The 13,296-nt window shown below is 68.9% G+C and carries 11 protein-coding genes and 1 riboswitch; of the genes, 8 read left to right on the forward strand and 3 right to left on the reverse strand.

Going from position 1 to position 13,296, the window contains the following annotated elements:
• Positions 1-4: 4 nt before the first annotated feature.
• The 3 genes from ACIBUY_RS16985 to ACIBUY_RS16995 form a co-directional block, all read right to left on the reverse strand.
• The gene (locus tag ACIBUY_RS16985; protein ID WP_365562867.1) at positions 5-835 is read right to left on the reverse strand and encodes a carbohydrate ABC transporter permease; all 831 of its coding nucleotides are present in this window, start codon (positions 833-835) and stop codon (positions 5-7) included.
• On the reverse strand, positions 832-1,821 hold the full coding sequence (locus ACIBUY_RS16990) for a sugar ABC transporter permease (RefSeq protein ID WP_365562865.1): 990 nt from the start codon (positions 1,819-1,821) through the stop codon (positions 832-834). Before ACIBUY_RS16990 ends, ACIBUY_RS16985 begins: the two co-directional genes overlap by 4 nt.
• Before the next feature lie 109 nt (positions 1,822-1,930).
• A complete protein-coding gene (locus ACIBUY_RS16995; protein ID WP_399152935.1) occupies positions 1,931-3,214 on the reverse strand; it encodes an extracellular solute-binding protein in 1,284 nt (427 codons plus the stop codon).
• Between the two features lie 398 nt (positions 3,215-3,612).
• Here ACIBUY_RS16995 and ACIBUY_RS17000 point away from each other — a divergent pair, with 398 nt between their 5' ends.
• The 8 genes from ACIBUY_RS17000 (at position 3,613) to ACIBUY_RS17035 (ending at position 13,269) form a co-directional block, all read left to right on the forward strand.
• Positions 3,613-4,377: a GntR family transcriptional regulator gene (locus ACIBUY_RS17000; RefSeq protein WP_365562860.1), complete on the forward strand. Its 765-nt coding sequence runs from the start codon at positions 3,613-3,615 to the stop codon at positions 4,375-4,377.
• A gap of 261 nt (positions 4,378-4,638) precedes the next feature.
• Entirely contained in the window at positions 4,639-6,804 is a 2,166-nt protein-coding gene (locus ACIBUY_RS17005) for a carbon starvation CstA family protein (protein WP_399152936.1), read from the forward strand.
• Entirely contained in the window at positions 6,797-6,976 is a 180-nt protein-coding gene (locus ACIBUY_RS17010; protein WP_365562855.1) for a YbdD/YjiX family protein, read from the forward strand. Before ACIBUY_RS17005 ends, ACIBUY_RS17010 begins: the two co-directional genes overlap by 8 nt.
• Positions 6,977-7,105: 129 nt before the next feature.
• Entirely contained in the window at positions 7,106-7,381 is a 276-nt protein-coding gene (locus ACIBUY_RS17015; protein ID WP_365562852.1) for a DUF3311 domain-containing protein, read from the forward strand.
• Positions 7,378-9,003 (forward strand): monocarboxylate uptake permease MctP, encoded by a 1,626-nt coding sequence (gene mctP / locus ACIBUY_RS17020; protein WP_365562850.1) that lies wholly within the window; start codon positions 7,378-7,380, stop codon positions 9,001-9,003. Before ACIBUY_RS17015 ends, mctP begins: the two co-directional genes overlap by 4 nt.
• A 101-nt stretch (positions 9,004-9,104) precedes the next feature.
• Positions 9,105-10,088, forward strand: a complete 984-nt coding sequence (locus tag ACIBUY_RS17025; RefSeq protein WP_365562848.1) for a nucleoside hydrolase — start codon at positions 9,105-9,107, stop codon at positions 10,086-10,088.
• A complete protein-coding gene (locus ACIBUY_RS17030; protein WP_365562846.1) occupies positions 10,085-10,594 on the forward strand; it encodes a GNAT family N-acetyltransferase in 510 nt (169 codons plus the stop codon). Before ACIBUY_RS17025 ends, ACIBUY_RS17030 begins: the two co-directional genes overlap by 4 nt.
• A 71-nt stretch (positions 10,595-10,665) precedes the next feature.
• Positions 10,666-10,778: riboswitch (cobalamin riboswitch) on the forward strand.
• 142 nt (positions 10,779-10,920) lie between these two features.
• Positions 10,921-13,269, forward strand: coding sequence for a ribonucleoside-diphosphate reductase subunit alpha (locus ACIBUY_RS17035; RefSeq protein WP_365562844.1), 2,349 nt, complete (start codon positions 10,921-10,923; stop codon positions 13,267-13,269).
• Positions 13,270-13,296 lie beyond the last annotated feature (27 nt).

Genomic DNA, 13,296 nt, shown 5'->3' on the forward strand with positions numbered 1-13,296 from the left:
GGCGTTATCCCTTCACGGCGCCGGAGGTGAGGCCGCTGACGGCCTTGCGCTGCAGGAAGACGAAGAGGATGAGGATCGGGATCGCGAAGATGGAGGCCGCGGCCATGGTCGCACCCCAGTCGTCGCCGAACTGGCTCTGGAACTGCGACAGCCAGAGCGGGAGGGTCTTCGCGCCCGGCTCCTTGTTCAGGACCAGGACCAGGGGGAACTCGTTCCAGGCCGTGATGAAGCCGAACAGCGACGTGGCCATCAGGCCCGGCGCGAGCAGCGGCAGGATCACCTTGACGAAGGCCTGCGGGCGGCTGCAGCCGTCGACCATGGCGGACTCCTCCAGCTCCTTGGGCACCGCGGCGACGTAGCCGCGCAGCGTCAGGACGGTGAAGGGCAGCACCATCACCATGTAGAAGAGGGTCAGCGGGACGAGGCTGTTCAGCATGTCGTTGTCCCGCACGATCATGTAGATCGCGATGACCATGACCTCCCACGGCGCCATCTGCGCGACCATGAAGACCAGGATCATGCCCTTGCGGCCCTTGAACCGCATGCGGGCGAGGGCGAACGACGCGAACAGGGCGATGACGAGCGAGAGCAGCACCGCGCAGACCGTGACGGTGACCGAATTGACCACCAGCTGCCAGAAGTTGGGCGCGTTGATCGCCGCGCTGAAGTGCTCGAAGGTGATGTCGGTCGGGAACCAGACCGGGTTCTCCGTGATGATGTCCGCGGTCGGCTTGAAGGCCGTCGAGAACATCCAGTACACGGGGAAGACCATCATCACGAACAGCACGATCGCCGTGGCGTTGGGCCAGATGCGGCCGAGCAGTGAGCGCTTCACAGCTCGTCCTCCTCTTGCTTGAGAACGATGCGGAGGTAGTACGCGGTGAGGATCAGCATGACCACGATGGTGAGCAGCGCGATCGCGGCGCCCATGCCGTAGTGCTGGTTGCCGACGCCTTCGACGAAGGCGTAGACCGGCAGGGTCTCGGTGAGGCGGTCCGGGCCGCCTTCGTTGATCGTGAACACCTGCGTGAACGCCTTGAAGACCCAGATGACCTCGAGGAACGTCGTGGCGTAGAGGAAGGGGCGCAGGAAGGGGAAGGTCACCGAGGTGAACTGCTTCCAGACGCCAGCGCCGTCCAGGGCCGCGGCCTCGTACAGCTCGCGCGGGATGGTGGTCGTGGCGGCGTACAGGTTGATCGCGACGAACGGGATCGAGCCCCAGACGATCAGCAGACCGATCACGAAGAACGTGGACAGCTGCGAGCCGGTCCAGTTGTAGTCGGCCATCGAGTGCCAACCGAGCTTGTCCAGCACCCAGTTGACGATGCCGAAGCGGGACGCGAACAGCCACTGGTAGACGGTCGACGACGCGACCACCGGCATCGCCCAGGCGAGCACGAGGCCCAGCAGGAGCAGCAGTCGCATCTTCTTGCCGAGGCGTGCGATCAGCAGCCCGACGAGCGTGCCCGCCACCATGATCACGACGACGTTGATCGCCGTGAAGACGATCGAGCGCAGCGTGACGCGCCAGAAGTCCTCGCCGGTGAGGATCTCCTTGTAGTTCTCTACGCCGTTCCACTCGGTGACGTGCTGGATGAGCTGGCCCATGTTGAGGTTCTGGAACGACAGCATGCCGTCCTTCACCAGGGGCCAGCCGAGGAAGATCGCCGTCACCACGAGGGCGGGGAGCAGCAGCAGGTACGGCACGGCGCCTGCCGCACCCTTCCGCCCGTCCCCCCGCGGCCCGGGTGCGCGACCGCTGCGCTGCCCGCCGGATGCGACCTTGTCGACCGCGTCCGCCGGATTGGTCTGCACTGCCATGCTCGCCATCTCTTCCAAAGCCGTACTGGGCAAAGCCGTACTGGGTCAATGCGTCGGGCCGGGGCGGCGGGCGGGGTCAGGACCCGCTCCGCCGCCCCGGCCCGGGCGACTACTGCTGCTGGCTCAGGCGCTTGTTGAGCTCGCCCTCGACCTGCTTGGCGGCGTCGGCCGGCGACTTACCGTTCAGGACCGCGGTCATGTAGGTCTTGATCGGGTTCGGCGGGTTCTCCACCGGCGCCCACTCCGGGATCAGCGGCGTGGTGCCACCGGACTTGGCGGCGGCGGGGGCACCGGCCTGTGCGGCCGGCTGGTCCTTGGCGTAGGACTCGAGGGCCGGGGACTTCGGGACCCAGCCCACCTCCTTGACCAGCTGGCCGTCGTTCTCGACGGAGAGCGCGACCTTCAGGAACTCCTTGGCCAGGTCCTGCTTCTTGGAGCCCGCGGCGACGGCGAGGTTGGAGCCGCCGAGGAAGACGCCCTCGGGCTTGTCGGCCGTCTCACCGGGGATGGTGAAGAAGCCGATGTCCTCCTGCTTGAGCTTCTTGGCCTGCAGCGCGGTGCCGGCCTCGTAGCCCATGGCGATGATCGCGCCGGTGTTGCCCTTGCCGAAGACGGTGGCCTGCTGCGGCGTGGCCTCGTCCTTGTCCTTGGGCGCCTTGGAGAAGGCCTGGTACTGCTTGTAGACGTCCATGGCCTTGGCGACCTTCGGGTCACCGAGGTTGGAGACCCACTTGTCGCCGTCCTTCTTCACGGGCTCGACGCCCTGGCCGACGAGCAGGCCGTCGAAGAAGTACCAGTTCTGGCCCGGCAGGTAGAGCGGCTCGGCCTTGGTCTTCTCACCGATCTTCTTGAAGTCGGCGAACAGCTCGGCACGCGTCTTGGGCGTGTCCGTGATGCCGGCTTCCTTCCAGATCTTCTTGTTGTACATGACCGTGCGGTTGCCGAAGTACCACGGCAGCGCGTACTGCTTGCCGTCGTAGATCGACGGCTTGTTGACCGCGTCCGCCCAGTCCTTGCCGATCTCGCTCTTGAGGTCGGACAGGTCGGCGAGGCCGCCTGTCTTGGCGTACGCAGGGGTCTGCGTGTTGCCGATCTCCAGGACGTCCGGCGGGTTCGACTCCGAGAGGGCCGTGGTGACCTTCTGCTGGATGCCGTTCCACTCCTGGACCTGGATGTCCAGCTTGGCCTTGGTCTTCTTCTCGAACTCGGCCTTGACCTTCTTGGTCCACTCCGGCGGGTTCGAGCCGGACATGGTCCAGACGGTCAGCGTCTGTCCCTTGTAGCCGTCGGCTCCCGCCTTGCCCCCACTGTCCTTGTCGTCGTCGCTGCCACAGGCCGCGATCGAGACCAACATGCCCGCGACGCCGATGGCCGCAATGAGCTTGCGCTTCACGTCACCCTCCTCAGGGATGCCAGCAACCCCCCACCCACAGCGACGCATACGACGAGTAGTGCTCGTGGGACTGGGACCCGGTCTCCGTTTAATGGTGTAGACCAGTACCGGGAGCTTGGCCCAGACCAATAGACGTGTCAAGGGTGGCCAAGAAAGGACTGTGCGTCCGTTATCGGAACGACACCCGCCCGCCGTGACAAGGGTGTTGGGCGTCCACGCGGATCGGTCCCGTCCGCCTCGGCCGCACCGCGGCGTGGACTAGACCAGACGGTCACCGGACGGTATAAGGAGGGATCACGGAGCGTGCGGGGTCTCCCCCGCAGCGAGCCGTGCCACGATGTGAGCCGTGGCCGATGGATGCGTCGGTCGCATCGGCACCGAAGCCGGGAAGGCGGAGCATGAGCACCGACGTCAGCAGTGCGGAGAACGAGAGCGGGGCGCCCGTCCGTACCGCACGCGTGCCCAAGTACTACCGCCTGAAGAAGCACCTCCTCGACATGACGGAGACCCTCCCGCCGGGTACGCCGGTACCGCCGGAGCGGACGCTGGCCGCCGAGTTCGACACGTCCCGCACCACGGTGCGTCAGGCGCTCCAGGAGCTGGTCGTCGAGGGCCGGCTCGAGCGCATCCAGGGCAAGGGCACGTTCGTCGCCAAGCCGAAGGTCTCACAAGCCCTCCAACTCACCTCGTACACCGAGGACATGCGGGCGCAGGGCCTGGAGCCCACCTCGCAGCTCCTTGACATCGGCTACGTCACCGCGGACGACTCGCTCGCCGGGCTGCTCGACATCACCGCAGGCGGACGCGTGTTGCGCATCGAGCGCCTGCGCCTGGCGAGCGGCGAGCCGATGGCGATCGAGACCACCCACCTTTCGGCCAAGCGCTTCCCGGCCCTGCGCCGCAGCCTCGTCAAGTACACGTCCCTGTACACGGCGTTGGCCGAGGTGTACGACGTGCATCTCGCCGAGGCCGAGGAGACCATCGAGACGTCGCTCGCAACGCCGCGCGAGGCGGGCCTGCTCGGCACGGACGTGGGCCTGCCGATGCTGATGCTGTCGCGGCACTCGATCGACGGCTCGGGCCAGCCGGTGGAGTGGGTGCGTTCGGTGTACCGCGGCGACCGCTACAAGTTCGTGGCGCGGCTCAAGCGGCCGATGGACTAGGGCGTGTCGGCTGGGGGGCCGGGGGTTACCCCCCGGGACAACACAGCGTGGCGCGGCTCGAGCGGCCGATGGACTAGGGCGTGTCGGCTGGGGGTCCGGGGGTTACCCCCGGGACAACACAGCGTGGCGCGGCTCGAGCGGCCCATGGATGAGCGACCCCGGGTCCAACTCGCCGTATCGCACACCGTGTTCGCGCTGTAGCGCACATCACCTTTCTGCCCTACGGTCCTCTCGTCGCCGCATGGACGGGAGGGCACACCCGTGCGTACCGCAACTCCTCGATCCCCTGGAAGATCCCCTCGAAGCATCGCGCTGTGGACCGTCGTCGCGCTCGTGGGCGCGGCCGGCTGGTCCGTGCTCGCGCTGTCCCGCGGGGAGGACGTCTCCGCCGCGTGGATGGTGGCCGCGGCCCTCGGGTCGTATGCCATCGGCTATCGGTTCTACGCGAAGTTCATCGCGTACAAGGTCCTGAAGGTCGACGCGAAGCGGGCCACGCCCGCCGAGCGCCTGAACAACGGGATGGACTTCCATCCGACCGACCGGCGCGTGCTGCTCGGCCACCACTTCGCCGCCATCGCCGGGGCCGGGCCGCTGGTCGGGCCGGTGCTCGCCGCGCAGATGGGCTATCTGCCGGGGACCATCTGGATCATCGTCGGCGTGATCTTCGCGGGCGCCGTGCAGGACATGGTCGTGCTGTTCTTCTCGACGCGGCGCGACGGGCGCTCGCTCGGGCAGATGGCGCGCGAGGAGATCGGCCCGTTCGGCGGGGCCGCGGCGCTGATCGCCACCTTCGCCATCATGATCATCCTGCTCGGGGTGCTCGCGCTGGTGATCGTGAACGCGCTCGCCGCCTCGCCCTGGGGCACCTTCTCCATCGCGATGACGCTGCCGATCGCCCTGTTCATGGGCTTCTACCTGCGCGTCCTGCGGCCGGGCCGGGTCAGTGAAGTCTCCCTGATCGGCGTCGCGCTGCTGCTGCTCGCGCTGGTCGCGGGGCGCTGGGTCGCCGAGTCGTCGTGGGCCGACACCTTCACCCTGAAGCCCTCCACCCTGGTCGTCTGGATGGTGGCGTACGGCTTCATCGCCTCCGTGCTGCCGGTGTGGATGCTGCTCGCGCCGCGCGACTACCTCTCCACGTTCATGAAGCTCGGCACCATCGTGCTGCTGGCGCTCGGTGTGGTGGTCTCGCTGCCGACGCTCAAGATGGACCCCGTCACCGACTTCGCCTCGCGCGGGGACGGGCCCGTCTTCGCGGGGTCCCTGTTCCCCTTCGTGTTCATCACCATCGCGTGCGGCGCGCTGTCCGGGTTCCACGCGCTGATCTCCTCCGGCACGACGCCGAAGATGATCCAGAAGGAGACCCAGATCCGGATGATCGGCTACGGCTCCATGCTCATGGAGTCGTCGGTCGCGATCATGGCCCTGGTCGCCGCCTCGATCATCGACCCCGGTCTGTACTTCGCGATGAACGCACCGTCCGGTGTCATCGGCACCACCGTGCAGTCCGCGTCCCAGGCCGTCGGCCACCTCGGGTACTCGATCTCGCCGGACGACCTCGCGCGAGCGGCCCAACGCGTCGAGGAATCAACCCTGTTGTCCCGTACGGGCGGTGCGCCGACCCTCGCCGTCGGCGTCTCGGAGATCTTCTCCAAGGTGACCGGCGGCGGCCTGCGCGCCTTCTGGTACCACTTCGCGATCATGTTCGAGGCGCTGTTCATCCTGACCGCGCTCGACGCCGGGACGCGCGTCGGCCGCTTCATGCTCCAGGACATGCTCGGCAACGTCTACAAGCCGTTCAGGAACGTGAGTTGGAAGCCCGGGCTCCTCCTCACCAGTGCCGTGGTGGTCGCCCTGTGGGGCTACTTCCTCTGGGTCGGCGTGCACGAGCCGCTCGGCGGGATCAACCAGCTCTTCCCGATCTTCGGCATCGCCAACCAGCTGCTCGCGGCCGTCGCCCTCGCCGTCTGCACGACGCTGCTCGTGAAGTCCGGGCGGCTCAAGTGGGCCTGGATCACCGGGGTTCCGCTCGCCTGGGACGCCACGGTCACCCTGACCGCCAGCTGGCAGAAGGTGTTCTCGTCCGACCCGCGCGTCGGGTTCTTCCAGCAGCGCGCGAAGTACCAGGACGCCATCGACGCGGGCAAGGTGCTGCCGCCCGCCAAGACCATGGACGACATGCACACCGTGGTCACCAACTCCACGGTGGACGGCGTCCTTTCGGCCGCCCTCGCCGTGCTCGTCGTCGTGGTCATCGCGGACGCGGCGCGGGTCTGCGTCAAGCACGTACGGGATCCGCTGTCCTCGAGGCTCAGCGAGGCACCGTACGTCGAGTCCCGGCTCGTGGCACCGGCCGGACTCGTCCCCACCCGGCGTGAGAAGGAGGAGGCGCGCGATGGCAGCGGCGTCGGTGCTGCTTCGGATGGTTAGACAGGTGCGCTGGTACGTAAGGGAGTTGACGGACGAATCGGCGTACGAGCGCTATGTCGCGCACGCGCGGGCAGCGCATCCCGGGACGTCGGTCGCCTCGCGGCGCGAGTTCGAGCGTATGCGGACGGACCGGCAGGAGACGGACCCGCGGCAAGGGTTCCGCTGCTGTTAGGGGCACGTCCGGCCCGACCGAGGCTCGTCCGTTATCCGGACAGGGGTTCCATAGAGCAAGACTCTCGCTTAGATTTCCCGCACGTTAAGCATGAGATAAGTGGGACCAGCGAGGGGACGGAGCCGCGTCATGTCTGATGCGCCAGCAGGTGCGCCTGAAGTGAAACCACCGGTGATCACGCCGGTGCGCGTGATCATCGCGATCTGTTTGGTCGCACCGTTCGTGGCGATGCTCTGGGTCAGCTCCTACGCCAAGATCGACCCGACGTTCATCGGGATCCCGTTCTTCTACTGGTACCAGATGCTCTGGGTGCTGATCTCGACCGCGCTCACGATGACCGCGTACAAGCTGTGGCAGCGCGACCAGCGCGGCCGTAAGTCCTCCCAGGAAGGGGCCGGCGCGTGAACGGCGGCGTCAACGGTGTCGCGCTCACCGTCTTCATCATCTTCTTCCTGGCCGTCACGGTCATGGGCTTCCTCGCCGCGCGCTGGCGCCGCTCCGAGAGCGACTCGCTCGACGAATGGGGCCTCGGCGGCCGCTCGTTCGGCACCTGGATCACCTGGTTCCTGCTCGGCGGCGACCTCTACACCGCGTACACCTTCGTGGCCGTCCCGGCGGCGATCTACGCGGCCGGTGCCTCCGGCTTCTTCGCGGTTCCGTACACGATCCTGGTGTACCCGCTGATCTTCACGTTCCTGCCGCGCCTGTGGTCGGTCTCGCACAAGCACGGGTACGTGACCACGTCGGACTTCGTCCGCGGCCGCTTCGGCTCCAAGGGCCTGTCGCTCGCCGTCGCGATCACCGGCATCCTCGCCACGATGCCGTACATCGCGCTCCAACTGGTCGGCATCCAGGCCGTGTTGGACGTCATGGGCGTCGGTGGCGGCGAGGGCACGAACTGGTTCGTCAAGGACCTGCCGCTGCTCATCGCCTTCGGCGTGCTGGCCGCGTACACGTACTCCTCGGGCCTGCGGGCCCCCGCGCTGATCGCGTTCGTCAAGGACACCCTGATCTACATCGTCATCGCGGTCGCCATCATCTACATCCCGATCAAGCTGGGCGGCTTCGACGACATCTTCGCCGCGGCCGGGAAGAAGTTCTCGCAGATCAACCCCGCGACGGACAAGCCGGTGGGGGCGCTCGCACCCGGCTCGACCGGTACGTGGACGTACGCGACGCTCGCCCTCGGTTCGGCCCTCGCGCTGTTCATGTACCCGCACTCGATCACGGCGACCCTGTCGTCCAAGAGCCGCGAGGTCATCCGCCGCAACACCACGATCCTGCCGCTGTACTCGCTGATGCTGGGCCTGCTCGCGCTGCTCGGGTTCATGGCGATCGCGGCCGGAGTGAAGGTGCAGAACGGGCAGTTGGCGATTCCGCAGCTGTTCGAGGACATGTTCCCCGACTGGTTCGCGGGTGTGGCCTTCGCGGCCATCGGCATCGGCGCGCTCGTGCCCGCCGCCATCATGTCCATCGCCGCGGCGAACCTCTTCACGCGCAACATCTACAAGGACTTCATCAAGCCCGACGCGACGCCCGAGCAGGAGACCAAGGTCTCCAAGCTGGTCTCGCTGCTGGTGAAGGTCGGCGCGCTCGCCTTCGTCCTGACCATGGACAAGACCGTCGCCATCAACTTCCAGCTGCTCGGCGGCATCTGGATCCTGCAGACCTTCCCGGCCCTGGTCGGCGGCCTGTTCACGCGCTGGTTCCACCGGTGGGCGCTGCTCGCCGGCTGGGCGGTCGGCATGGTCTACGGCACGGTCGCCGCGTACGGGGTCGCCTCGCCGACGCAGAAGCACTTCGGCGGCTCCGCCAAGGAGATCCCGGGCATCGGCGAGATCGGCTACATCGGCATGACGGCGTTCGTCCTGAACGTGGTCGTGACCGTCGTCCTCACCTTCGTCCTCAAGGCGCTCAAGGCCCCCGAGGGCGTCGACGAGACGTCGCCGTCGGACTACACGGCCGACGCGGGCGACAAGGGCGTGCAGGTCGAGCTGCCCACCGTGGGAGCGGGCGCGGGCCACTAGCGACACCGCTCAGCTCATGGGACAAGCCCCACCGACCGGTGGGGCTTGTCCTTTCTCGTCCGCTTACGGTGTTCCCGTAACCCACGATCAACGGAGGAACCATGGCCGCCGCCCCCATCGTCCTGGACAGCGACCCCGGCATCGACGACGCCGTCGCGCTGCAGTACCTGCTCGGCACCGGCCTGTGGGACCTCAAGGCGTACACGACCGTCGGCGGCAACGTGCCCGCCCCGCAGACCTTCCGCAACGGCCGGGCCCTCGCCCGCGCCTTCGGCATCGACGGGGACGTCTCCGTGCACCGGGGCGCGGGCCGCCCGCTCACCCGGCTGCCGTACGCGGCGGCCGGCGAGTTCCACGGCGCCGCCGGCCTCGGCGACGAGGTACTGCCGGACTCGGCCGTGCCCGAGCAGAGCGAATCCTCCACCCAGGCCCTGCTGCGCCTGTCGCGCGAGTACGAGGGCGAGCTCACCGTGTGCGCGACGGGCCCGCTGACGAACGTGGCGCTCGCGCTCTCCGAGGACCCGGACTTCGCGCGGCGCGTGAAGCACCTCGTCTTCATGGGCGGGGCGGCGGAGGTGCCGGGGAACATCACGCCGGTCGCCGAGTTCAACGCGTGGGCGGACCCGGACGCGGTCGACCTCGTCGTCTCCTCCGGCATCCGCTACACGATGGTCGGGCTCGACGCGACGCACGGCTGGCGCTTCGGCCCCGACGAGCTCAAGACCCTGGAGGCGGCGGGCGAGGGCATGGGACTCTCCGCCCGCCTGATGCGCTTCTACCTCGGCGCGTACGAGGAGACCGGAGGCAGCCCGCTGCACGACCCGCTGGCCGTCGGGGTCTGCGCCGACGAGTCGTTCGTCACCGCTGCCGAGGGCACGGTCGTCGTGGAGTGCGCCTCCGAACTCACCCGCGGCAAGACGGTGTTCATCCCCTACGACGCCGACTACCCGCGCCCGTACTACTCCGAGTCCCCGCTGGTCGCCGCGCGCACCGAGCACCGCGGCCGCATCGCGCTCGGCACCGGCCCGCGCAACTTCACCGAGGACTTCGTCGCCACGCTGCTCAAGTGGCCCTCGGCCGCATGAGCGGGAGCGTCGGCGTCCGGGGCGTACGGCCCGAGGAGTACGCGCGGCTCGGCGAGATCAGCGCCGCCGCGTATCTGGACAGCGGGCTGCTCGTGTTCGGCGAGGCCGACTGGTACGCGGCCGAGCTGCGGGACGTCGCCGCACGCGCCCGGCAGGCCGAGGTGCTCGTCGCCGTCCAGGGCGACGAGGTCCTCGGCGGGGTCACGTACGTGCCCGGGCACGACCATCCGTACGCCGAGCTCGCCCGGCCGGGCGAGGCCGAGTTCCGGATGCTGGCGGTCGCCGCCGAGGCCCGGGGACAGGGCGCCGGTGAGGCGCTCGTGCGGGCCGTCGTGGAGCGGGCGCGGGCGGCCGGCCTGGACGCCGTCGTGCTGTCGACGCAGCCCGTCGCGACCGCCTCGCACCGGCTCTACGAGCGCGTCGGCTTCGTCCGCGCCGCCGCGCGCGACTGGGCCCCGGTCCCCGAAGTGACGCTTCTCGCCTACGTCCTGGATCTGACGGCCTGACAGCCGTGGTACCGCCCGACGCGGCAGGCCGACACAAGATGTGGGCCTGCCACGAAGACCCGGCACAAGATGTATGCTCACTCTCGCCGTCACCACAGGGGAATCCGGTGCAAATCCGGAACTGTCCCGCAACGGTGAACGTACCCGCCCATAGCGGAGCGCGTACGTGAGTCCGATGACCTGCCGACGGCACGCCCGAACCGTCCGGTTCGGGCGTCGACGACGTCCGGGCCTCGCGGAATGGGCCGGTGACGACGGCGCCCCCGCGTGCCGCCCGAGCCACTTCCTCCCCGCAGGCCCCGAGCCGAGCGAGGGAGAGCCTCCACGTGACCATCGCGCCTGCTGATCCTGCCTCAGTGGTGACCGATGCCCCGGGCACCGCGCTGCTGCGCACCCTGACCGGGCTGACCGCCGACCTCCAGGGCGCCGACCCGGGCCGGGTCGCGGCCGCCGCGCTCCGGGGCCGCTCCGCGCGCGCCGACGAGGCCGAGCTGCGCGAACTCGCCACCGAGGCCGCCGCGGGACTCATCTCCGAGGACCCGGTCTACTCCCGGCTCGCCGCCCGTCTCCTCACGCTCTCCATCGCCGCCGAGGCCGCCACCCAGGGCGTCACCTCGTTCACCGGCTCGGTCGCAGTCGGCCACCGCGAGGGGCTGATCGCGGACCGCACCGCCGCGTTCGTCCGCGTCCACGCCGCGCGGCTCGACTCGCTCGTCGACACCGGCGCCGACGACCGCTTCGGCTACTTCGGCCTGCGCACCCTGTACAGCCGCTATCTGCTGCGCCACCCGATCACCCGCAAGGTCGTCGAGACCCCGCAGCACTTCATGCTGCGCGTCGCGGCCGGTCTGGCGGAGGACGAGTCGGCCCGCGCGCTCGACGAAGTCGCCGCCCTGTACGGCCTGATGAGCCGCCTCGACTACCTGCCGTCCTCCCCCACCCTCTTCAACTCCGGGACCCGGCACCCGCAGATGTCGAGCTGCTACCTGCTCGACTCCCCGCTGGACGAGCTCGACTCGATCTACGACCGGTACCACCAGGTGGCCCGGCTGTCGAAGCACGCGGGCGGCATCGGCCTCTCGTACTCCCGCATCCGGTCCCGCGGTTCGCTGATCCGGGGCACGAACGGGCACTCCAACGGCATCGTCCCGTTCCTGAAGACGCTGGACGCGTCGGTCGCCGCCGTGAACCAGGGCGGGCGCCGCAAGGGCGCGGCCGCCGTCTACCTGGAGACGTGGCACTCCGACATCGAGGAGTTCCTGGAGCTGCGCGACAACACCGGTGAGGACGCGCGCCGCACGCACAACCTGAACCTGGCGCACTGGATCCCGGACGAGTTCATGCGCCGGGTGAACGAGGGCGCCGACTGGTCGCTGTTCTCGCCGGCCGACGTGCCCGAGCTGGTCGACCTGTGGGGCGAGGAGTTCGACGCCGCGTACAAGAAGGCCGAGGCGGACGGGAAGGCCCAGAAGACCATCCCCGCCCGGGACTTGTACGGCCGCATGATGCGCACCCTCGCGCAGACCGGCAACGGCTGGATGACGTTCAAGGACGCCGCCAACCGCACCGCCAACCAGACCGCGGAGCCCGGCCACACGGTCCACTCCTCGAACCTGTGCACCGAGATCCTGGAGGTGACGGACGACGGGGAGACGGCCGTCTGCAACCTGGGCTCGGTGAACCTGGGTTCGTTCGTGGACACGACGACCGGTGACATCGACTGGGAGCGGCTCGACGAGACCGTCCGCACCGCCGTCACCTTCCTCGACCGCGTCGTCGACATCAACTTCTACCCGACCGAGCAGGCGGGCCGCTCCAACGCGAAGTGGCGCCCGGTCGGCCTCGGCGCGATGGGTCTGCAGGACGTCTTCTTCAAGCTGCGCCTGCCCTTCGACTCGCCGCAGGCCAGGGCGCTCTCGACGCGGATCCAGGAGCGCATCATGCTCGCCGCGTACGAGGCGTCCGCCGACCTCGCCGAGCGCAGCGGCCCGCTGCCCGCCTGGGAGAAGACCCGGACGGCGCGCGGCGTCCTGCACCCCGACCACTACGACGTACAGCTGACCTGGCCGGAGCGCTGGGCCGCGCTGCGGGAACGTATCGCCGCGGTCGGCATGCGCAACTCGCTGCTCCTCGCCATCGCGCCCACGGCGACCATCGCCTCGATCGCCGGTGTCTACGAGTGCATCGAGCCGCAGGTCTCGAACCTCTTCAAGCGCGAGACGCTGTCCGGCGAGTTCCTCCAGGTCAACTCGTACCTGGTGGACGAGCTCAAGGCGCTCGGCGTCTGGGACGCGCAGACCCGGGAGGCGCTGCGCGAGTCCAACGGCTCGGTGCAGGGCTTCACTTGGGTCCCCGAGGAGGTGCGGGAGCTGTACCGCACGGCGTGGGAGATCCCGCAGCGCGGCCTCATCGACATGGCGGCGGCGCGGACCCCGTTCCTCGACCAGGCCCAGTCGCTCAACCTCTTCCTGGAGACGCCGACCATCGGCAAGCTCTCCTCGATGTACGCGTACGCCTGGAAGTCGGGCCTGAAGACGACGTACTACCTGCGCTCGCGCCCCGCGACGCGCATCGCCCGCGCGGCCGCCCGCGCCACCGTCCCCGTCCAGGTGGCCGAGCCCGACGCGGTCGCCTGCTCCCTGGAAAACCCCGAGTCCTGCGAGGCCTGCCAGTGACCACCGAAAACCGTCCCAAGAACCTGC

Origin of the sequence: Streptomyces sp. NPDC050085 (genome assembly GCF_044460595.1) — a bacterium.
In the GTDB taxonomy this organism is placed as follows: domain Bacteria; phylum Actinomycetota; class Actinomycetes; order Streptomycetales; family Streptomycetaceae; genus Streptomyces.

Excerpts from the sequence above, each read along its gene's own strand:
- ACIBUY_RS17030 (WP_365562846.1), top strand. The coding sequence starts at position 10,085 with ATGAGCGGGAGCGTCGGCGTCCGGGGCGTACGGCCCGAGGAGTACGCG.
- ACIBUY_RS17015 (WP_365562852.1), top strand. The coding sequence starts at position 7,106 with ATGTCTGATGCGCCAGCAGGTGCGCCTGAAGTGAAACCACCGGTGATC.
- ACIBUY_RS17000 (WP_365562860.1), top strand. The coding sequence starts at position 3,613 with ATGAGCACCGACGTCAGCAGTGCGGAGAACGAGAGCGGGGCGCCCGTC.
- ACIBUY_RS16990 (WP_365562865.1), bottom strand. The coding sequence starts at position 1,821 with ATGGCAGTGCAGACCAATCCGGCGGACGCGGTCGACAAGGTCGCATCC.
- ACIBUY_RS17010 (WP_365562855.1), top strand. The coding sequence starts at position 6,797 with ATGGTTAGACAGGTGCGCTGGTACGTAAGGGAGTTGACGGACGAATCG.
- ACIBUY_RS17025 (WP_365562848.1), top strand. The coding sequence starts at position 9,105 with ATGGCCGCCGCCCCCATCGTCCTGGACAGCGACCCCGGCATCGACGAC.